This is a genomic window from Staphylococcus sp. HMSC072E01 (genome assembly GCF_001814125.1).
In the GTDB taxonomy this organism is placed as follows: Bacteria; Bacillota; Bacilli; order Staphylococcales; family Staphylococcaceae; genus Staphylococcus; species Staphylococcus hominis.
Window position 1 is genome coordinate 14,067 of record NZ_KV814953.1, and the last position, 23,014, is coordinate 37,080.

At 32.8% G+C, this 23,014-nt stretch carries 20 protein-coding genes and 1 rRNA gene; all 21 read left to right on the top strand.

Going from position 1 to position 23,014, the window contains the following annotated elements:
- The first annotated feature begins 53 nt into the window (after window positions 1-53).
- The 21 genes from spoVG to rrf all read left to right on the top strand — a co-directional run bounded on the left by spoVG (window position 54) and on the right by rrf (window position 22,970).
- Window positions 54-365: a septation regulator SpoVG gene (gene spoVG / locus HMPREF2953_RS00090; RefSeq protein WP_070671207.1), complete on the top strand. Its 312-nt coding sequence runs from the start codon at window positions 54-56 to the stop codon at window positions 363-365.
- A gap of 262 nt (window positions 366-627) precedes the next feature.
- Entirely contained in the window at window positions 628-1,983 is a 1,356-nt protein-coding gene (gene glmU, locus HMPREF2953_RS00095; RefSeq protein ID WP_070671208.1) for a bifunctional UDP-N-acetylglucosamine diphosphorylase/glucosamine-1-phosphate N-acetyltransferase GlmU, read from the top strand.
- Between the two features lie 212 nt (window positions 1,984-2,195).
- A complete protein-coding gene (locus tag HMPREF2953_RS00100; protein ID WP_002449951.1) occupies window positions 2,196-3,161 on the top strand; it encodes a ribose-phosphate diphosphokinase in 966 nt (321 codons plus the stop codon).
- A gap of 172 nt (window positions 3,162-3,333) precedes the next feature.
- Entirely contained in the window at window positions 3,334-3,990 is a 657-nt protein-coding gene (locus tag HMPREF2953_RS00105) for a 50S ribosomal protein L25/general stress protein Ctc (RefSeq protein ID WP_049334922.1), read from the top strand.
- Between the two features lie 305 nt (window positions 3,991-4,295).
- On the top strand, window positions 4,296-4,868 hold the full coding sequence (pth, locus tag HMPREF2953_RS00110; RefSeq protein ID WP_049334921.1) for an aminoacyl-tRNA hydrolase: 573 nt from the start codon (window positions 4,296-4,298) through the stop codon (window positions 4,866-4,868).
- The gene (gene mfd / locus HMPREF2953_RS00115) at window positions 4,865-8,374 is read left to right on the top strand and encodes a transcription-repair coupling factor (protein ID WP_070671210.1); all 3,510 of its coding nucleotides are present in this window, start codon (window positions 4,865-4,867) and stop codon (window positions 8,372-8,374) included. Before pth ends, mfd begins: the two co-directional genes overlap by 4 nt.
- Window positions 8,358-9,932, top strand: coding sequence for a polysaccharide biosynthesis protein (locus HMPREF2953_RS00120; RefSeq protein WP_070671212.1), 1,575 nt, complete (start codon window positions 8,358-8,360; stop codon window positions 9,930-9,932). The genes mfd and HMPREF2953_RS00120 overlap by 17 nt, the downstream gene beginning before the upstream one ends.
- A gap of 2 nt (window positions 9,933-9,934) precedes the next feature.
- Complete coding sequence (locus HMPREF2953_RS00125; RefSeq protein ID WP_002488161.1) at window positions 9,935-11,125, top strand: MazG nucleotide pyrophosphohydrolase domain-containing protein; 1,191 nt, start codon at window positions 9,935-9,937, stop codon at window positions 11,123-11,125.
- Window positions 11,122-11,403: an RNA-binding S4 domain-containing protein gene (locus tag HMPREF2953_RS00130; protein WP_070671214.1), complete on the top strand. Its 282-nt coding sequence runs from the start codon at window positions 11,122-11,124 to the stop codon at window positions 11,401-11,403. Before HMPREF2953_RS00125 ends, HMPREF2953_RS00130 begins: the two co-directional genes overlap by 4 nt.
- A gap of 35 nt (window positions 11,404-11,438) precedes the next feature.
- The gene (gene divIC / locus HMPREF2953_RS00135) at window positions 11,439-11,834 is read left to right on the top strand and encodes a cell division protein DivIC (RefSeq protein ID WP_002449948.1); all 396 of its coding nucleotides are present in this window, start codon (window positions 11,439-11,441) and stop codon (window positions 11,832-11,834) included.
- 134 nt (window positions 11,835-11,968) lie between these two features.
- On the top strand, window positions 11,969-12,370 hold the full coding sequence (locus tag HMPREF2953_RS00140; protein ID WP_002449946.1) for a S1 domain-containing RNA-binding protein: 402 nt from the start codon (window positions 11,969-11,971) through the stop codon (window positions 12,368-12,370).
- A gap of 207 nt (window positions 12,371-12,577) precedes the next feature.
- Window positions 12,578-13,879, top strand: coding sequence for a tRNA lysidine(34) synthetase TilS (gene tilS, locus HMPREF2953_RS00145; RefSeq protein ID WP_070671215.1), 1,302 nt, complete (start codon window positions 12,578-12,580; stop codon window positions 13,877-13,879).
- Window positions 13,880-14,419, top strand: a complete 540-nt coding sequence (gene hpt, locus HMPREF2953_RS00150) for a hypoxanthine phosphoribosyltransferase (protein WP_002455836.1) — start codon at window positions 13,880-13,882, stop codon at window positions 14,417-14,419.
- A 283-nt stretch (window positions 14,420-14,702) separates the two neighbouring features.
- Complete coding sequence (gene ftsH / locus HMPREF2953_RS00155) at window positions 14,703-16,835, top strand: ATP-dependent zinc metalloprotease FtsH (RefSeq protein ID WP_070671217.1); 2,133 nt, start codon at window positions 14,703-14,705, stop codon at window positions 16,833-16,835.
- Between the two features lie 211 nt (window positions 16,836-17,046).
- Entirely contained in the window at window positions 17,047-17,931 is an 885-nt protein-coding gene (gene hslO, locus HMPREF2953_RS00160; RefSeq protein ID WP_002449956.1) for an Hsp33 family molecular chaperone HslO, read from the top strand.
- Window positions 17,932-18,127: 196 nt separating this feature from the next.
- Window positions 18,128-19,060: a cysteine synthase A gene (cysK, locus tag HMPREF2953_RS00165; RefSeq protein ID WP_002449949.1), complete on the top strand. Its 933-nt coding sequence runs from the start codon at window positions 18,128-18,130 to the stop codon at window positions 19,058-19,060.
- Between the two features lie 187 nt (window positions 19,061-19,247).
- The gene (folP, locus tag HMPREF2953_RS00170) at window positions 19,248-20,051 is read left to right on the top strand and encodes a dihydropteroate synthase (protein WP_002449966.1); all 804 of its coding nucleotides are present in this window, start codon (window positions 19,248-19,250) and stop codon (window positions 20,049-20,051) included.
- The gene (gene folB / locus HMPREF2953_RS00175; protein WP_049334915.1) at window positions 20,029-20,394 is read left to right on the top strand and encodes a dihydroneopterin aldolase; all 366 of its coding nucleotides are present in this window, start codon (window positions 20,029-20,031) and stop codon (window positions 20,392-20,394) included. Before folP ends, folB begins: the two co-directional genes overlap by 23 nt.
- Window positions 20,394-20,873 carry a 2-amino-4-hydroxy-6-hydroxymethyldihydropteridine diphosphokinase gene (gene folK, locus HMPREF2953_RS00180; RefSeq protein WP_070671218.1) on the top strand — a complete coding sequence of 160 codons (480 nt, stop codon included), beginning with the start codon at window positions 20,394-20,396 and terminating at the stop codon, window positions 20,871-20,873. Before folB ends, folK begins: the two co-directional genes overlap by 1 nt.
- Before the next feature lie 161 nt (window positions 20,874-21,034).
- Complete coding sequence (gene lysS / locus HMPREF2953_RS00185; protein ID WP_070671220.1) at window positions 21,035-22,525, top strand: lysine--tRNA ligase; 1,491 nt, start codon at window positions 21,035-21,037, stop codon at window positions 22,523-22,525.
- Window positions 22,526-22,855: 330 nt separating this feature from the next.
- Window positions 22,856-22,970 (top strand): 5S ribosomal RNA (gene rrf / locus HMPREF2953_RS00190).
- The last annotated feature ends 44 nt before the right edge of the window (window positions 22,971-23,014 follow it).

Here is a 23,014-nt window from a genome sequence, read left to right on the forward strand (position 1 = left end):
CATTGTCATGCTTCTAACCACACAAAGATATATATACTAGGGGGGCTCACTGCATGAAAGTGACAGATGTAAGACTTAGAAAAATACAAACAGATGGCAGAATGAAAGCACTCGTTTCTATCACATTAGACGAAGCTTTTGTAATTCATGATTTACGCGTAATCGAAGGCAACTCAGGTCTTTTCGTTGCTATGCCAAGCAAACGTACACCAGATGGTGAATTCCGCGATATCGCACATCCAATCAATTCAGAAATGAGACAAGAAATACAGGATGCTGTGATGAAAGTATATGATGAAACTGACGAAGTGATTCCAGATAAAAATGCTTCATCAGACGTAACAAAAGAATCAGACGAAGCTTAAAATAACAAAAAGCAAATCATATTTTTGATAATGCTTATTTTATTAATTATGTAAGCTAAATGACGTGGGCACGAAACTTTAAATTCAAACTTGAATTTTGTTTCGTGCCTATTTTTATTGTTTTATCGATATTTTTTGAAAATTAAATGAATGATGCAAATAATTAAACTCTGTTTACAAAATTTGTTAAATCTTGAAACTATAAGTTAAGTTAAATTATAATTACTTGTGAAGTGCAAATTTTATTGGAGGATTATTATTCATGCAAAGAAATGCAATCATATTAGCAGCTGGAAAAGGAACACGAATGAAATCAAAGAAATATAAAGTGTTACATGAGGTTGCTGGTAAACCAATGGTTGAACATGTACTGACAAATGTTAAAAAAGCAGGCGTAAATCAAATCGTCACTATTGTAGGTCACGGAGCAGAACAAGTAAAAGATACATTAGGTAATCAGTCATTATATAGTTATCAAAATGAACAATTAGGAACTGCACATGCTGTTAAAATGGCAGAAGAACATTTACATACTCAAGAAGGTACAACATTAGTGGTATGTGGAGATACACCACTTATTACTTCAGAAACTTTACAACGTTTAATTACACACCATGAAGAAACACAAGCACAAGTCACTGTTTTATCGGCTACAACTCAGACGCCTTTCGGGTATGGGCGAATCGTACGTGATCAAAATCATCACCTTAATCGCATTGTAGAAGAAAAAGATGCAACAAATGCTCAAAAAGACATCAATGAAATCAGCTCAGGTATATTTGCATTTGATAATAAAACGTTATTCGAAAAACTTAAACAAGTTAAAAATGATAATGCACAGGGTGAATATTATTTACCCAACGTCGTTACTTTAATTTTAGAAGATAATGGCAAAGCAGAAGTGTATCATACTGATGACTTTGATGAAATTATGGGTGTAAATGATCGAATCATGTTAAGTCATGCTGAAAAAGCGTTGCAACATCGTATTAATCATCATCATATGAGAAATGGAGTTACAATCATTGATCCTATCACTACATTTATAGGTCCAGATGTAGAGATAGGTATAGATACTGTTATTGAACCAGGCGTACGTATCAATGGAAAAACATTCATTGGTGAAGATACACACGTTGGCCAATATTCAGAAATTAACAACAGTCGTATTGGCAATAAAGTTAATATTATACAATCAGTCATCAATGATTCTAGTGTAGGAAATAAGACAAAAGTTGGTCCGTTTGCTCAATTAAGACCTGGTTCAAATCTAGGCGCTGAAGTTAAAGTGGGTAACTTTGTAGAAGTTAAGAAAGCAGAATTAAAAGATGGTGCAAAAGTATCACACTTAAGTTATATTGGCGATGCGGAAGTTGGTGAACGTACAAATATTGGTTGTGGTTCAATCACTGTTAATTATGATGGAGTCAATAAATTTAAAACAGTCATTGGAAAAGACGCTTTCATTGGTTGTAACACGAATTTGATTGCCCCTGTAACAGTAGGAGATGGTGCTTTAATCGCAGCAGGATCAACGATTACAGATGACATTCCTAAAGAAAGCTTAGCATTAGCACGTGCACGTCAAGTAACCAAAGAAGGTTACAATAAAAAATAAAGATTAATATAAGAACAAAAAGACTGTGTCATTTTTCTGTTAAAGGGAATAAATGAATATATATAAATATAAAATTTTGAATGTATTACTATTATGCTAAGTTGAATGATACGTAATAAACATATTATTGGTCAGTTTTTAGTGGAATATAGTAAAAATGATATAATTTTTATATAATAGTATTGTCTAAGTAAAAAATTGGAGGACTATAAATGTTAAATAATGAGTACAAAAATTCGTCTTTAAAGATTTTTTCTTTAAAGGGAAATGAACCATTAGCACAAGAGGTTGCTGATCGTGTAGGAATCGAATTAGGGAAATGTTCTGTTAAACGTTTCAGTGACGGTGAAATTCAAATTAATATTGAAGAAAGTATTCGTGGTTGTGATGTATTTATCATTCAACCGACATCTTATCCAGTTAACTTACATTTAATGGAATTATTAATTATGATTGACGCATGTAAACGTGCCTCTGCAGCAAATATCAATATTGTTGTTCCTTATTATGGTTATGCGCGCCAAGATAGAAAAGCACGTAGTCGTGAACCAATTACTGCAAAATTAGTAGCAAATTTAATTGAAACTGCTGGTGCAAATCGTATGATTGCTTTAGACTTACATGCACCACAAATTCAAGGTTTCTTCGATATTCCAATCGATCACTTAATGGGCGTACCGATTATTGGACAATATTTTGAAAATGATCCTAACATCAACCCAGAAGAATGTGTTGTTGTATCTCCTGATCATGGCGGGGTAACACGCGCACGTAAATTAGCAGACATTTTAAAAACTCCGATTGCTATTATTGATAAACGTCGTCCTAAACCAAATGTGGCAGAAGTGATGAACATCGTTGGTGAAATTGAAGGACGTACAGCTATTATTATCGATGACATTATTGATACGGCAGGAACAATTACTTTAGCTGCTCAAGCATTAAAAGATAAAGGTGCGAAAGATGTATATGCTTGTTGTACACATCCTGTACTTTCAGGTCCTGCAAAAGAACGTATTGAAAATTCAGCGATTAAAGAACTTATTGTTACAAATTCAATCTTACTTGATGATAGTCAAAAACCATCAAACATCAAAGAATTATCTGTAGCTGGTTTAATAGCACAAGCTATTGTTCGTGTATATGAACGTGAGTCAGTAAGTGTATTATTTGACTAAAATTTACAAATGAATTTGACTTATTATTTTTAACCATGTATAATTTATTCGTTCGTGATTTAACGAATAAATAAACACTTGCAAGCAATGTTTAAATTGATGGGCAAGTGAGGAGAAGTTAAGACAATATATTATTATTGTTTCAACTTGAAAATGAAAGGTGGAAATATGAATGGCTTCATTAAAGTCAATCATTCGTCAAGGTAAACAAACTCGTTCTGACCTTAAAAAATTACGTAATACAGGTAAAGTACCTGCTGTTGTTTATGGTTATGGTACTAAAAACACTTCAGTTAAAGTAGATGAAGTTGAATTCATCAAAGTCATCCGTGAAGTTGGACGTAACGGTGTTATTGATTTAGGCGTTGGTTCTAAAACAATTAAAGTTATGGTATCAGATTATCAATTTGATCCACTTAAAAACCAAATTACTCATATCGACTTCTTAGCTATTAACATGACTGAAGAACGTACTGTTGATGTACCAGTTCAATTAGTTGGTGAAGCAGTTGGCGCTAAAGAAGGCGGCGTAGTTGAACAACCATTATTTGATTTACAAATTACAGCAACTCCAGAAAATATCCCAGAATCAATTGAAGTAGATATCACTGATTTACAAATAAATGATAGCTATTCAGTTGCGGATATTAAAGTATCTGGTGATTTCACAATTGAAAACGATCCAGAAGAATCTGTTGTTACAGTAGTTCCTCCAACTGATGAACCTTCTGAAGAAGAAATTGAAGCAATGGAAGGTGAATCAGCAACTGAAGAACCTGAAGTAGCTGGTGAAGACAAAGAAGACGAAGAAAGTAAAGACGAAGAATAATTCGTTGATGACTATGTATCACTTTAAGTGAGAATGTCTTTAATTAAATTGATAGAAAGAGCCTGATACATTTTCATATGTAGAAGGCTTTTTCTTATGTATATCGGACATTTAAAAAATGAATGTTAAAATAAAAGTTGAAGTTTGATAACTTATAAAAGAGTGGGTTACGAAATCATTGAATTTCTTTCCTACTCTCTTTTTGTATTATATTGAGTAATATTATAAAATAAGGAGTAATCGACACATATTAAATTAAATGTTCAATTCAATCAAAAAGATGAACACAATGGAGGTTGCAACGTATGAAATGTATTGTGGGTCTTGGTAATATAGGTAAACGTTTTGAACTAACAAGACACAATATTGGCTTTGAAGTGATTGACTATATTTTAGATAAAAATCAATTTACATTAGATAAACAAAAATTCAAAGGCGCTTATACTATTGAACGTTTAAATGGGGATAAAGTGCTATTTATCGAGCCAATGACTATGATGAATTTATCAGGAGAAGCTGTAGGACCTTTAATGGATTACTATAATGTAGAAGTTGAAGATTTAATCGTTTTATACGATGATATGGATTTATCTCAAGGGCATATTCGTCTACGTCAAAAAGGAAGTGCAGGTGGACATAATGGAATGAAATCGATTATTAAACATTTAGGTACAGATCAATTTAAGCGTATTCGTATTGGAGTAGGGAGACCAACGAATGGTATGTCAGTTCCAGATTATGTATTACAAAAATTTTCTAATGAAGAAATGATGACAATGGAAAAAGTAATTGAACATGTTGCACAAGCAGTGGAAGCATTTATTGAGACGTCTCGTTTCGATCATGTTATGAATGAATATAATGGAGAAGTCAATTGAGAACGATTATTTCTGACTATATTCAAAATGACAAACGATTCCAGGAACTTGACGAAGTCTTTGGCAACCAAAATATTTTAGTTACAGGTTTATCTCCCTCAGCCAAAGCAACCATTATTGCTGAAAAATACTTGAATGATGATAAGCAAATGCTATTAATCACAAATAATTTATATCAAGCAGATAAATTAGAAACTGATATATTGCAATACATTGATCATTCTGAAGTTTATAAATATCCAGTCCAAGATATTATGACAGAAGAATTTTCAACTCAAAGCCCACAACTTATGAGTGAACGTGTTAGAACTTTAACGGCATTATCTCATGATAAGAAAGGGTTATTTATCGTTCCTTTAAATGGTTTGAAAAAATGGTTAACTCCAGTAGAATTGTGGAAACATCATCAAATGACTTTAGAAGTTGGCGATGATATCGATGTGGATGAATTTTTAAATAAACTAGTAAACATGGGATATCGACGTGAGAGTGTCGTTTCTCACATTGGTGAGTTTTCTCTACGAGGCGGCATCATTGATATTTACCCCCTTATCGGTCAACCAGTTAGAATTGAATTGTTTGACACTGAAGTCGACTCGATTCGAGACTTTGATGTAGAAACACAACGTTCAAATGATAATGTTGAAAAGGTAGATATCACTACAGCGAGTGATTATATTATTACAGAAGATGTGATTAATCATCTTCAAACAGAATTACAAAAAGCATATGAACAAACACGTCCTAAAATTGATAAATCTGTACGAAATGATTTGAAAGAAACATATGAAAGTTTTAAATTATTTGAATCCACTTTCTTTGATCATCAATTACTTCGCCGTCTAGTTGCTTTTATGTATGACACACCTTCTACACTAATCGATTATTTCCAAAAAGATGCCATTGTAGTAGTTGATGAATATAATCGTATTAAAGAAACTGAAAAGACATTGACTACTGAAGTAGATGATTTTATCCAGAATTTAATTGAAAGTGGTAACGGGTTTATTGGACAGTCATTTATGGAATATGATGGGTTTGAAACGTTAATCAATCATTATCCAGTCACATATTTCACATTATTCACATCCTCTATGCCAGTGAAGTTGCAACATATTATTAAATTTTCATGTAAGCCAGTGCAACAATTTTATGGACAATATGACATTATGCGTTCAGAATTTCAACGTTATGTAAGCAATAATTACACTATTGTAGTACTTGTAGAAACTGAAACGAAAGTTGAGCGTATTCAATCGACGCTTAATGAAATGCATATTCCTACTGTTACAAATATTCACTCAGAGATTGAAAGTGGACAAGCAATTGTAACAGAAGGTAGCCTATCAGAAGGTTTCGAACTACCTTATATGCAACTTGTTGTAATTACGGAACGAGAATTATTTAAAACAAAACAGAAAAAACAACGAAAACGGACTAAAACAATTTCTAATGCTGAAAAAATTAAATCTTATCAAGATTTAAATGTTGGAGATTATGTTGTCCATGTGCACCATGGTGTAGGACGTTATTTAGGTGTTGAAACACTAGAAGTTGGAGACGTCCATAGAGATTATATTAAATTACAATATAAAGGAACCGATCAACTTTTTGTACCTGTTGATCAAATGGATCAAGTACAAAAATATGTTGCTTCAGAAGATAAATCGCCTAAATTAAATAAACTAGGCGGCTCAGAATGGAAAAAAACGAAAGCCAAAGTACAACAAAGTGTTGAAGATATCGCAGATGAACTTATTGCACTATACAAAGAACGAGAAATGTCAGTAGGTTATCAATATGGTGAAGATACGGCTGAGCAACATGATTTCGAAATGGATTTCCCATATGAACTTACACCAGATCAAGCTAAATCTATTGAGGAAATTAAAGAAGATATGGAAAAAGAACGTCCAATGGATCGCTTATTATGTGGAGATGTGGGTTACGGAAAAACTGAAGTTGCTGTACGCGCGGCCTTTAAAGCTGTCATGGAAGGCAAGCAAGTTGCCTTTTTAGTGCCTACAACGATTCTAGCGCAACAACACTACGAAACATTAATTGAACGGATGCAAGATTTCCCAGTAGAAATTCAGTTGATTAGTCGATTCCGTACTGCTAAAGAAGTTAGAGAGACTAAAGAAGGTCTGAAATCTGGATACGTTGATATCGTTGTTGGAACACATAAACTATTGAGTAAAGACATTCAATATAAAGATTTGGGATTACTTATTGTCGATGAAGAACAACGTTTTGGCGTACGTCATAAAGAACGTATTAAAACATTGAAAACAAATGTAGATGTATTGACACTTACAGCTACGCCAATTCCAAGAACATTGCATATGAGCATGCTTGGCGTACGTGACTTATCTGTCATCGAAACGCCTCCAGAAAACCGCTTCCCTGTACAAACCTATGTATTAGAGCAAAATAGTAATTTTATTAAAGAGGCTTTAGAACGTGAACTTTCTCGCGATGGACAAGTGTTCTACCTTTACAATAAAGTACAGTCTATTTATGAAAAGCGTGAACAGTTACAAATGTTGATGCCAGAAGCAAATATTGCTGTTGCTCATGGACAGATGACAGAGCGAGATTTGGAAGAAACCATGTTGAGTTTTATTAATGGAGAGTACGACATTTTAGTTACAACAACCATTATAGAAACAGGTGTCGATGTTCCTAATGCGAACACATTAATCATAGAAGAAGCGGATCGTTTTGGTTTAAGTCAACTTTATCAATTACGTGGTAGAGTAGGACGTTCAAGTCGTATTGGATATGCTTACTTCTTACATTCTGCTAATAAAGTATTAACAGAAACAGCTGAAGAACGTTTACAAGCGATTAAAGAATTCACTGAATTAGGTTCAGGATTTAAAATTGCCATGCGTGATTTAAATATACGTGGAGCTGGTAATTTATTAGGTAAGCAACAACATGGATTCATTGATTCAGTAGGTTTTGATTTGTATTCTCAAATGTTAGAAGAAGCGGTAAACGAAAAACGTGGTATTACAGAAGAAGCGCCTGATGCACCAGATGTTGAAATGGAATTACACTTAGACGCTTATTTACCAGCAGAGTATATTCAAAATGAACAAGCTAAAATAGAAATTTATAAGAAATTGCGTAAAGTTGAAAATGAAGAACAGCTTTTTGATGTGAAAGATGAATTACTTGATCGCTTCAATGATTATCCTGTAGAAGTAGAACGTTTATTAGAAATGGTAGAGATTAAAATACACGCTTTACATGCAGGCGTGACATTGATTAAAGACAAAGGAAAACAAATTGAAGTATTCCTTTCAACTAAAGGTACAGAACAGATAAATGGTGAAGAATTATTTAAACAAACCCAACCTTTAGGACGAACAATGAAGTTGGGTGTTAAAGAAGGTAAAATGCATATTACTCTAACAAAATCTAAACAGTGGTTAGACAACTTAAAATTCTTAGTAAAATGTCTTGAAGGAAGTATGGAACTTGAGTACGAATTATAAATCGTCATCTGAAGTTACATCTTCTTCTAAGAATTCACGACAACATTCAGCATTTAATGGCGTAGTGATTTTAACGCTTGCTTTAGTCATTGTTAAAGTATTAAGTGCAATTTATCGAGTTCCATATCAAAATATTTTAGGTGACTCTGGATTATATGCTTATCAACAAATTTATCCTATTGTAGCGCTAGGTATGATACTATCAATGAATGCAATTCCTAGTGCTGTCACTCAAGTATTTGGAAGTCACAGTGGAACTGAAGTATTTTCAAAAACACTTCTAAGATTTCAAATGATAGGTCTTATTATTTTTAGTGTGATTTTAGTATTATCTCATCCATTAGCACTATTAATGGGAGATGCTCATTTAGCACCAATGTTAAAAATGGCAAGTCTTAGCTATTTGTTTATAGGAATTCTGGGTGTGATTAGAGGCTTTTATCAAAGTAGACAACAAATGAATATCCCAGCTATTTCACAAGTAATAGAACAATGTATTCGTGTATGTGTTATTATCATAGCTATTTTAATGTTTATGTTTAAAGAGTGGACCATTTATCAAGCTGGAGCACTTGCAATATTAGCTTCAGCTCTTGGCTTTTTAGGTTCTAGTCTATATTTATTAGCAACAAGACCTTTTCGATTACAATTAAACCAGCATTCATATCCTATTCCTTGGAAACAGCTAATACTTGCGACCCTCGTATTTGCATTAAGTCAATTATTAGTTATTTTATGGCAATTTATAGATAGTTTTACAGTCGTTCATATGCTACAAACATATGGTTTAGGATTTAGAGAAGCTATTATGCAAAAAGGAATCTATGATAGAGGCGCTTCATTTATTCAAATAGGTTTAATAGTGACTACTACATTTAGCTTTGTCCTAATTCCATTACTTACAGATGCCATTTCTGATCATAATCAAGTTCTTATGAATCGTTATACAAATGCATCTTTAAAAATTACACTACTCATTAGTGTAGCAGCAGGTATAGGTCTTATTAATATACTACCGATGATGAACCATGTATTTTTCAAAACAGACCAATTAAGCTTCACGCTTAGTATTTATACGCTTACTGTAATTGGTGTATCGCTTATCATGATGGACATCGCACTTTTACAAGTGATGAATCAAATTCGATCTATTTTTATTGGTGTGATGTCAGGACTACTATTTAAGATTATCTTTAATGTGATTTTCATTTACTTTATGGGAATTTTAGGCGCAAGTATAAGCACAGTGCTTTCGCTAATAATATTTGTTACTATTTTACATTATGAGGTCGTTAAATATTATCGTTTTAATCACATGCGCGCGTTTATTGTTAAATTGATGAGTGCGCTCATTATAATGTCAGTAGTCATACAGGGGTTGCGAATGCTATTACCTCCTGTAGGCCGTTTAGGCAGTCTAATTGAGTTGTTAATTATAGTAGGAATAGGGGGTCTCATATTCCTATTACTTGTTATGTATATGAATATTTTAGGATATAAAGAATTAAAACATTTACCATTCGGCGATAAACTATATCGCATAAAGAAAGGAAGATAGATATGACGCATACCCTTACCATTGTTGGTATAGGTAATCATAGTATGGATGATTTACCTTTAGGTGTCTATCGCTTTTTAAAACAGCAACAGAGTGTATATGCAAGGACACTCGAACATCCTGTTATTAAAGATTTAAAAAGTGACATTGAATTTAAAAGCTTTGATGACGTGTACGAAAAGTATGATCAATTTGAAGCAGTGTATCAACATATTGTTGAAACTTTAATAGAAGAAACGCGTATACAAGATACTGTTTACGTAGTGCCTGGACATCCACGTGTAGCTGAAACGACTACTGCTAAATTACTTGATTACAATAAAAATAATGATGATATACATGTAAAGATTTTAGGTGGGAAAAGTTTTATAGATGATATATTTGTTGCAATCGACGAAGATCCTAATGATGGATTTACATTATTAGATGGCACTATTTTGAAAGAAAACACATTAAATATTCGAACACATACTCTCATTACACAAGTATATAGTGCGATGATTGCAGCAGATGTTAAACTCACATTAATGGAACGTTATCCAGACGATTTTAAAGTGAAGATAGTTACGGGCGCTAATAGTCAAGGCGCTAAAGTATTAGAAGTACCGTTATTTGAGTTAGATCATAATGAGGATATGTTTAACAATCTAACAAGTGTATTTGTGCCTAAAATAACGCGTGATGAAGATATGTATACTGATTTTGATTTTGCAGTTTATATTATTGACCATCTAGTGGATGATGAAAAAGGCTGTCCATGGGATCGTGTGCAAACGCATGAATCACTTAAACGTTATTTATTAGAAGAAACATTTGAATTGTTTGAAGCAATAGATAATGAAGATGATTGGCATATGATTGAAGAACTCGGAGATATCTTATTACAAGTGCTACTCCATGCGAGTATTGGTAAAAAAGAAGGATATATGGATATTAAAGAAGTGATTGAAAGCTTAAATGCTAAAATGATTCGTCGACATCCTCACATATTCGGAGATAAAACAGTTGAAACAATAGAAGATTTAAATGATGTCTGGAAGGATGCAAAAGCAAAAGAAGGTAAAATACCTCGTGTGAAATTTGAGAAAGTGTTTGCAGACCATTTTATGACATTGTATGATAAAACCAAAAATAAGGATTTTAATGAAGAAACCCTTAAAAATTATTTACAACAAGGGGAGAATGATAAATGAGATTAGATAAATATTTAAAAGTATCAAGACTTGTAAAACGTCGTACACTTGCGAAAGAAATTAGCGATCAAGGACGTGTAACAATTAATGGTAATGTAGCTAAAGCTGGCACAGATGTAAAAGTGGAAGACGAATTAGTCATTCGTTTTGGACAAAAAAGTGTGACGGTTAAAGTAACTGGATTAAGTGAACACGCATCAAAAGAAAATGCTAAAAATATGTATGAACTGATTAAAGAAGAACGAGTTCAACCATCTACACAATCTGAAGAAGTGTAGTCTATGATTGAAACGTTTAAAGGAGGTGACAAGTTATGAGTAAAAAGGTAGAACATATTGATAATCAATATACTTCAGAACGAAATCGAAAGAAACAACGTCAACAAAAACGAATGCGTGTCGTTCGTCGAAGAGTAACAGTTTTTGGAGGATTATTATTAGCGATTATTATTATTCTATCTATCATGCTTGTCTTCCAAAAACAAAGTAACAATCAAGCAACAATAGAACGAAAGCAGAAAGAAGAACAATTTCAGAAAAAACAAGATGAGGAAATAGCATTAAAAGAAGAGCTTAATAATCTTAACGATAAAGATTATATAGAGAAAGTTGCTCGAGATGACTATTATTTAAGTAACAATGGAGAAATTATTTTTAAATTGCCTAATGATAAATCATCGTCTAATTCTAAATCCTCTAGTAATAATTAAAAAGAGTACTCAACTTTAAAAATTAAAGTAAAACGCTTAATTTAAAATAATCGTTTTATAGCATTGTGTAAATTTTAAAACAGGAATATAATAAGGTTAAAATTGAAACATTATCGGGAGGATTTATTTAGAATATGTCAATCGAAGTAGGAAACAAGCTAAAAGGTAAAGTGACAGGTATCAAAAAATTTGGTGCGTTTGTAGAATTACCTGAAGGTAAAAGTGGCTTAGTTCATATTAGTGAAGTTGCTGATAATTATGTTGAAAATGTAGAAGATCATTTATCAGTTGGAGATGAAGTGGAGGTAAAAGTTTTATCTATTGCAGAGGATGGTAAAATCAGTCTCTCAATTAAAAAAGCGAAAGATCGTCCTCGTCGTCCACATCACAAATCTAATCAAAATAAACCACCTCAACAAAAAGCAGAAGATTTTGAAAAGAAATTAAGTAATTTCTTAAAAGACAGTGAAGACAAATTGACTTCTATTAAACGTCAAACAGAATCAAGACGTGGTGGTAAAGGATCTAGACGTTAATTATATCTGTGTGAGTAAATATAGCTAAGTTAACGGAGCCCTGGTTCCAATCATTTATTCTAGATTAATATGTATTGATAATAACTTAAGTGCATCAGATCATGTAAGATCTATGCCAGGGGTGAGATAAAGAACTGAAATTAAAGTTCTATCTCACTCTTTTTTCGTTATATTAATTATTTAGCCTAAGTCAGGAGGTTCAGTAATGTGAAAGTGAAAACGTCTCTTTGGAAAAAGACGGATCATTTAGCTGTTGCAGTATCTACAGGGATTGATAGTATGTGTTTATTATATAAATTATTAAATGATTTATCACATTCATATCAATCTATAACGTGCTTGCATGTCAATCATGGTTTAAGAGATGCATCTGTCGAAGAAGAAGGATTTATTAAACAATTCTGCAAGCAATATCAAATTCCCTGTTATGTTAAACAGTTAGATTTATCTGAAACAGTAGAAAAAGAAAAAAGTATTCAATCTGAAGCGAGAGATTTACGTTATCAATGGTTTGATGAGATGATGAGCAAGATAAATGCTGATGTTTTATTAACTGCTCATCATTTAAATGATCAACTTGAAACGATTTTTTATCGCGTTTTTACTGGTCGATCAACGCGCAATTCATTAGGGATGCGTGAATGTACTGAGCGAAATCATTATTTTATTTGTCGTCCTCTGATAGAGACATATAAAAATGATATAAAACAGTATCAAACCATTCACCATGTTCCTTTTTATGAAGATGAATCTAATCACCATAATAAATATGCAAGAAATGACATTCGCAATCGGCTTTTACCAGCTATTGATGAAAATAAGGACTTCAAGGTAGAACAATTATTAAAGTTGAAACATTGGCACGATATGCAATTACAACTTACACAACAACGAATAAGTTGTTTTATAGAACAATATGTTAACATTCACCTTAATGAAGAACGTATACAATTATCTCGAGCGTCTTTTAATCAACTAGATGAAATTTCAAAAATGATTTTATTAGATCGTTTATTTGAGATGCTTCAGTTAAATAAATCTTTTTCAGAAAAAAATTATAATGAATGGTTCGATCAAATTGAGAGTAAACAATCTCAAATTAAAATTCCCCTCACTGAAAAATGGATAATTCAAATTGCATATGATAAATTTATAATAATGGCTCATTATGAACACTCTCTACTTGAAGAACAAATTGTTACGCATCCTTATACATATCAATTTGGTCATTATTTAATTACAATTCATCCAAATGAGAATGATGAAGCAATCGATTGGCCTCTAACGATTCGAACACGTAGAGATGGAGATAAGTTTAAGTTAAATGGTAGTCATGGACATAAAAAAGTAAGTCGTTTATTGATTGATAAAAAAATTGATAGCATAGAACGTACACAAATACCCATCATTTTAGATGCAAAACAACGAGTGATTGCTATAGGCCAACTTTATGTGACGACAAGTTTTAAACATATAATAGATATTAAAAAAATTGGAGATGACTCATAAATGAAAGATGATTTAAAAGATATTTTATTAACTGAAGAAGAAATCCAAGAAATTTGTAAACATTTAGGTGAACAATTAACGAGAGATTACAAAGATAAACCACTTGTTTGTGTTGGTATCCTTAAAGGCTCAGTTATGTTTATGGCAGATTTAATCAAACGTATTGATACACATTTAGCAATTGATTTTATGGATGTTTCAAGTTATCACGGTGGTACAGAATCAACAGGAGAAGTACAAATTTTAAAAGATTTAAGTGCTTCTATTGAAAACAAAGATGTACTTATTATTGAAGATATTCTAGAAACAGGTACAACTTTAAAATCAATTACTGAATTACTACGATCACGCAAAGTTAACTCATTAGAAATCGTTACATTGTTAGATAAACCGAACCGTCGTAAAGCGGATATTGAAGCAAAATACGTTGGCAAAAAAATACCTGATGAGTTTGTAGTAGGATATGGTTTAGATTATGCTGAGCATTATCGAAATCTTCCTTACATTGGTACATTAAAACCGGAAATTTATAATAAATAAAATTTTATAATGTATTAACAAATACATTAAATAGAATTTTAAATATAATAACTATACTAACGATGTAAATTAGTGTAGACTCATTTTATATTCAAAATTGTCATTTTATGAAACGACTATACATAGATATGTAAAGTTAGAAATAAAGAATGGGTAAATGATGAATATAAAATAATTAACTAGAATTAGAAAAGCGCTACAAAAGTTGAAATACTAGCCTTTATAAGCTAGATTATGTTACAATCTTTGTTAGCTTTATTATAGAAATAGGAGGAAATGACGCATGCAGAAAGCTTTTCGCAATGTGCTAGTTATCGCAATTATTGGCGTTATTATATTCGGTGTTTTCTCATATATCAATGGTAATGGAAATACACCGAAACAACTTTCCTATTCACAGTTTGTAGAGAAATTGGATAAAGGTGATCTTAAAACTTTAGAAATCCAACCTGAACAAAATGTGTACTTGGTAAGTGGTAAAACTAAAAATGATGAAGATTATTCTTCAACGATTTTATACAATAACGAAAAAGATTTACAACAAATAACAAATGAAGCTCGTAGCCAAAAAGGATTAGATTTTACAGTTAAAGAAGAAGAAAAACAAAGTGTCTTTGTCAGTATGTTGACAACGCTTATTCCTGTATTAATTATTGCTTTCTTATTTATATTCTTCCTTAGCCAAGCACAAGGTGGCGGCGGTGGAGGTCGTATGATGAACTTTGGTAAATCCAAAGCAAAAATGTACGACAACCAAAAACGTCGTGTTCGCTTCTCAGATGTTGCTGGGGCAGACGAAGAAAAACAAGAGTTAATTGAAATTGTAGATTTCTTAAAAGATAATAAGAAATTTAAGAAAATGGGTTCAAGAATCCCTAAAGGTGTCTTACTTGTAGGCCCACCAGGTACAGGTAAAACATTATTAGCACGTGCCGTTGCAGGTGAAGCTGGAGCGCCATTCTTCTCAATCAGTGGTTCTGATTTCGTTGAAATGTTTGTAGGTGTTGGTGCAAGTCGAGTACGTGATTTATTTGAAAATGCTAAGAAAAATGCACCTTGTATTATTTTCATAGACGAAATTGATGCTGTTGGTCGTCAACGTGGTGCAGGTGTTGGTGGCGGGCACGATGAACGTGAACAAACGCTTAACCAATTATTAGTTGAAATGGATGGTTTCGGTGAGAATGAAGGTATCATTATGATTGCAGCAACAAACCGTCCTGACATTTTAGACCCTGCATTATTACGTCCTGGTCGTTTCGATAGACAAATTCAAGTAGGTCGTCCAGATGTTAAAGGCCGTGAAGCGATTCTTCATGTCCATGCTAAAAACAAACCACTTGATGAAACTGTCGATTTAAAAGCTATTTCTCAAAGAACGCCTGGTTTCTCTGGTGCTGATTTAGAAAACCTATTGAACGAAGCATCATTAATTGCCGCACGTGAAGGTAAAAATAAAATTGATATGCGTGATATTGAAGAAGCAACAGACCGAGTGATTGCGGGTCCAGCGAAAAAATCTCGTGTTATTTCTGATAAAGAACGTAATATTGTAGCACATCATGAAGCAGGTCATACAGTCATTGGTATGGTACTTGATGAAGCAGAAGTTGTACACAAAGTAACGATTGTGCCTCGTGGACAAGCAGGTGGTTACGCAATGATGTTACCTAAACAAGATCGCTTCTTAATGACAGAACCAGAATTGTTAGATAAAATTTGTGGTCTTTTAGGTGGTCGTGTATCTGAAGATATTAACTTCCATGAAGTATCAACTGGTGCTTCAAATGACTTTGAAAGAGCAACACAAATTGCACGTTCAATGGTCACTGAATATGGTATGAGTAAGAAATTAGGACCTTTACAATTCTCTACAAGTGGTGGCGGCCAAGTCTTCTTAGGTAAAGATATGCAAGGTGAACCTAACTATTCAGGCCAAATTGCTTATGAAATTGATAAAGAAGTTCAACGTATTATTAAAGAACAATATGAACGTTGTAAACAAATTTTATTAGAACATGAATCTCAATTGAAACTGATTGCTAAAACATTATTAACTGAAGAAACACTAGTAGCAGAACAAATACGTTCATTATTCTATGATGGTGTTTTACCAACAGTGGATTATGATGCAGCTAAAGTGGTAAAAGATGAAGATAGAGATGATTCTGAGTTCTCAAACGGTAAATATGGTAAATCTTATGATGACATTCGTGAAGAACAACTTGAAGAAGGTCGTAAAGATGAAGCAGAAGACTGCAAAGAAGATGACAGAATCGATCATGATAGAAACAATCATCGTTCAGACCGTAATCAATCTCAAAATCATTCACAACGAAATGATAGAGATGAAACAGGTTATGAACAATCTCCAAATATAGAGCATCCAACAGATTCAAATCATAGAGAATCATAGTTAGTCATAAAAACTCTTTCGACTCGGGTTAAATAACCTTAATCGAAAGAGTTTTTAATATGATATAGGAGCATTATATACGCTAGAGCAAGTTACTTCATATTCTTAAATAAGCAGTGTAAAATAGATATTCTTAATAAAGGATTTAATATTAGATTTTAAAATAAATGAAACAAACGAAATAAAATAACATAAAGGAGAGATTAGAGTAATGACACATGATTATATTGTTAAATCTTTGGCTTTTGATGGAGAAGTACGTGCGTATGCTGCATTAACAACTGAATCAGTTCAAGAAGGCCAAACACGTCACTATACATGGCCTACAGCTTCAGCAGCGATGGGGAGAACAATGACAGCAACGTTATTAATGGGGGCAATGTTAAAAGGAGATCAAAAGCTTACTGTCACAGTAGATGGTAAGGGCCCAATTGGTCGAATTATTGCTGATGCAGATGCACAAGGAAATGTACGGGCATATGTTGACCATCCTCAAACCCATTTTCCACTTAATGATCAAGGTAAATTGGATGTAAGACGAGCAGTAGGTACTGAGGGTGCAATTCAAGTCGTTAAGGATGTAGGAATGAAAGATTATTTCTCAGGGGCAAGTCCAATCGTTTCTGGTGAACTTGGAGAAGATTTCACTTATTATTTTGCGACAAGTGAACAAACACCGTCATCAGTAGGATTAGGGGTGCTTGTTAACCCTGATAATTCTATTAAGGCAGCGGGTGGATTTATTATACAAGTCATGCCAGGTGCGAAAGAAGAAACTATTACTAAATTAGAAAATGCAATTAATCAAATGCAGCCCGTTTCTAAATTGATTGAACAAGGCTTAACGCCAGAAGGTATCTTAAATGAAATTTTAGGTGAAGAGAATGTACAAATTTTGGAAACAATGGATGCACAATTTGAATGTAATTGTAGTCATGAAAAATTCCTAAATGCAATTAAAGGTTTAGGTGAAGCAGAAATTGAAGATATGATTAAAGAAGATCATGGTGCTGAGGCCGTGTGTCATTTCTGTGGAAATAAATATCATTATTCTGAAGGCGAACTTCAAGAACTACTTGATACAATAAAACAATAGTAGAATGTTGATGAGCAATAAGCGTATGTTTATTGCTCTTTTTTTATGGGAAAAACTAAATGTAACTAATGAGAGTAAAATATTACATCATATTTAAAGAAATATATTTGTCTTTTTAGAAAATTCTGATAGAATATAGTTATATCCGATAGAAAGACTAAGTTTTAAATTAGAAAGTTAAAGGAGCGTTTTTTCGATGGCACAAAAACCTGTAGAAAATATTACACAAATTATTGGCAACACACCGGTAGTAAAATTAAGAAACGTAGTAGATGAAGATGCGGCAGATGTATATGTAAAATTAGAGTATCAAAATCCAGGTGGCTCTGTAAAAGACCGTATTGCTTTAGCAATGATTGAAAAAGCTGAAAAAGAAGGAAAAATTAAACCTGGTGATACAATTGTAGAACCAACAAGTGGTAATACTGGTATTGGTTTAGCATTTGTTTGTGCAGCTAAAGGTTATAAAGCAGTATTTACTATGCCTGAAACAATGAGTTCTGAACGTCGCAACTTATTAAAAGCATATGGTGCGGAATTAGTGTTAACACCTGGATCTGAAGCAATGAAAGGTGCTATTAAGAAAGCTAAAGAATTGAAAGAAGAACATGGTTATTTCGAACCTCAACAATTTGAAAATCCAGCTAACCCTGAAGTACATGCATTAACAACTGGTCCTGAATTAGTTGAACAATTTGAAGGCAAACAAATTGATGCTTTCTTAGCAGGTGTTGGTACTGGCGGTACACTATCTGGTGTAGGTAAAGTCTTAAAAGAGAAATATCCTAACGTTGAAATTGTAGCAATTGAACCAGAAGGATCTCCTGTATTAAGTGGTGGAGAACCTGGTCCACATAAATTACAAGGTTTAGGTGCTGGCTTTGTACCTGATACTTTAAATACTAATATTTATGATAGTATCATTAAAGTTGGTAATGAAACTGCAATGGAAACATCACGTCGTGTGGCTAAAGAAGAAGGTATCTTAGCAGGTATTTCTTCAGGCGCAGCAATTTATGCAGCAATCGAAAAAGCAAAAGAGTTAGGTAAAGGTAAAACAGTTGTAACAGTATTACCAAGTAATGGTGAACGTTACTTATCTACACCATTATATTCATTCGATGACTAATGATAATATAAGTTGATATTTGAATATCATGTTTTAAATAAAAAATGGTTGGTTTCGTAAAAGGCGAAATCAGCCATTTTATTTTTTAGTATAAAGGTTCTCTCAGTTAACAATACTGAAATATAGACTAAATGAGTGTATCATGTGAGTATACATATTTATTTTAAAAAACAAAGGATGATTGATAGTGGGTAAAACAAAAATTATGGGAATCTTAAATGTAACGCCTGATTCATTTTCAGATGGTGGTCAGTATAATTCAATTGATAACGCAGTTACACGTGCTAAAGAAATGATTGATGAAGGCGTAGATATTATTGATGTAGGAGGCGTATCAACAAGACCTGGGCACACAGAAGTGTCTTTAGAAGAAGAAATGCAACGTGTCGTGCCAGTTGTAGAAGAATTGGTGAAACTAAATGTACAAATTTCCATTGATACATATCGCAGTGAAGTTGCTGAAGCTTGTCTAAGATTAGGGGCCACAATGATTAATGATCAATGGGCTGGATTATATGATCCTCATATTTTAGATGTAGTTGCTAAATATGAAGCGGAAATTGTGTTAATGCATAATGGAGATGGACACCGTGACCAACCAGTTGTAGAAGAAATGCTATTAACACTTATAAAGCAAGCAAATAAAGCAGAAATGGCAGGAATTCCAAAACATAAAATATGGTTAGATCCTGGAATTGGATTTGCTAAAAGTAGAAAAGAAGAAAATGAAGTAATGGCTCGATTAGATGAATTAGTTGCTACAGAGTATCCTGTTTTATTAGCGACAAGTCGTAAACGTTTTATTAGAGAGATGATTTCTACTGATACGACACCAAAAGAAAGAGATGAGGCCACTGCTGCTACTACTGCCTATGGTATAATGAAAGGCATAAAAGCAGTTCGCGTACATAATGTTCAATTAAATGTACGTTTAGCTCAAGGTATAGATTTTTTGAAGGAGAATGAAAATGAACGACATGATCTTTCTTAAAGGGATGAAGTTTTATGGATATCATGGTGCACTCACAGCTGAGAATGAAATAGGTCAAATTTTTTTAGTAGACGTAACGTTAAGAGTAGACTTATCAAAAGCGGGGCAGACAGATAATGTTAAAGATACTGTGCATTATGGTGAAGTATTTGAAGATGTAAAAGATATTGTTGAAGGTCCACCATGCAATTTAATCGAGCATCTAGCTGAACGTATTGCAAAACGTATAAATTCACACTATAATCGTGTAATGGAAACGAAAGTCAGAATCACTAAAGAAAATCCACCTATACCTGGTCATTACGATGGTGTGGGTATTGAAATAGTGAGGGAGAATCGTTAATGGTACAAGCATATTTAGGTTTAGGAAGTAATATTGGTGATAGAAAACAACAACTTCTTAAGGCAATTGATTTAATTGGAAACATTAAGGGTATAAAGGTAACAAAACAATCATCGATATATGAAACTGCACCGATTGGCTATACTGACCAGCCTAATTTCTTGAATTTGTGTTTAGAGATTGAAACAGAGTTGTCACCTCAGCAATTGCTTAAGCATTGTTTAGACATTGAACAACAACTGCATCGAGTAAGAGAAATACGTTGGGGTCCTAGAACATTAGATATAGATATCTTATTATTTAGTGATGATATTATTGAAACAGACAATTTAAGTGTACCTCACCCACGAATGCAAGAACGTGCTTTTGTACTTATACCGTTGAACGATATTGCATCGGACAAACAGAATCCACGATTAAATCAGAAAATTCATGATTTAGTTTTTCCAGATGATACGGTTAAGAAATATAAAGACTAAGTGCTAAGATAAGTGCTTAAATTCTTAAAATATAAATATATTTTAAGAATTTAACTATGTGACTATGTATAAAATAATGAATGGAAAATATTTTACAATATTTTTAATAAGTACATAACATCCATTAATAGTAAAACAGGAAGTTTAAAGGAGAGAGAGTAATGTCAGAAGAAATGAATGACCAAATGCAGGTTCGTCGACAAAAATTACAAGAACTTATTGATTTAGGAATTGACCCGTTTGGTAAACGCTTTGAACGTACAGCTACTGCAAGTGAATTAAAAGAAAAATGGGATCATTTTTCTAAAGAAGAATTACATGAAAAAGAAGATGAAAGTCATGTTTCTATTGCAGGACGTTTAATGACAAAACGTGGTAAAGGTAAAGCGGGATTTGCGCATGTACAAGATTTAACTGGTCAAATTCAAATTTATGTACGTAAAGATCAAATTGGCGAAGAACCTTTTGATAACCTTTGGAAAACAACGGATTTAGGTGACATTGTAGGTATTGAAGGTGTCATGTTTAAAACAAATACTGGCGAATTATCAGTAAAAGCAAAATCATTTACATTATTATCTAAAGCTTTAAGACCATTACCTGATAAATTTCATGGTTTACAAGATATTGAGCAAAGATATCGCCAACGTTATCTAGATTTAATTACTAACCAAGATAGTACTCGTACATTTATTAACCGTAGTAAAATCATCCAAGAAATGAGAAATTATTTAAATCAAAGAGGCTATTTAGAAGTAGAAACGCCAATGATGCATCAAATCGCTGGTGGTGCTGCAGCTCGACCATTTGTTACACATCATAATGCACTAGATGCAACGTTATATATGCGCATTGCGATAGAGTTACATTTAAAACGATTAATTGTAGGCGGATTAGAAAAAGTTTATGAAATTGGTCGTGTATTCCGTAATGAAGGTGTATCAACACGCCATAATCCTGAGTTTACTATGATAGAGTTATATGAAGCATATGCCGATTATCATGATATTATGGATTTAACAGAATCTATGGTTAGATATATTGCACAAACTGTATTAGGTTCAGCAAAAGTGCAATATAATGGCGAAGAAATTGACTTAGAATCAGATTGGAAACGACTTCATATTGTAGACGCTGTTAAAGAGGCTACAGGTGTAAACTTCTATAATGTGAAAACAGATGAAGAAGCTAAAGCATTAGCTAAAGCGCATGGTATTGAAATTACAGAAAACATGAAATATGGACATATTTTAAATGAATTCTTTGAACAAAAAGTTGAAGAAACATTAATTCAACCTACATTTATTTATGGACATCCAATTGAAATTTCTCCACTTGCTAAGAAAAATCCAGAAGATCCAAGATTTACTGATCGTTTTGAGTTGTTTATTGTAGGTAGAGAACATGCAAATGCCTTCACAGAATTAAATGATCCAATCGATCAACGTGAACGTTTTGAAGCACAACTTGTTGAAAAAGAACAAGGTAACGATGAAGCTCATGAAATGGATGAAGATTACATTGAAGCGCTTGAATATGGTATGCCACCAACAGGCGGACTAGGAATTGGAATTGATCGTTTAGTTATGTTGTTAACTGATTCACCATCTATTAGAGATGTATTATTATTCCCTTACATGAGACAAAAATAAGATTAATATAAATTAAAAGCGTTGCATGCTAAGGTAAGCAACGCTTTTTTATGAAAAACAAAAAAGAAAATTAATTAAAAAAGACTAGATATTATATATATGATATGGTAGTATACTATGAGTGTTCAAAAATTAAATCCTTTTTAAAAATTAATTTAAAAAATCTTTAAAAACTTGTTGACATTAGACTTTGATTATTATAAGATATAAAAGTCGTCAAAAACGAAAGTTAATTTTGTAAAACACTTGTAAAAAGAATTTTAATAAAGTGTAAAATTAACTATTGAAAAATTAATTAATTAGTAATATACTTATTTAAGTAAGTTATTGTCTGGTGACAATGGCAAGGAGGTCACACCTGTTCCCATGCCGAACACAGAAGTTAAGCTCCTTAGCGCCGATGGTAGTTGGACTGACGTTCCGCTAGAGTAGGACATTGCCAGGCATACTTGATAGGAGAATTAGCTCAGCTGGGAGAGCATCTGCCTT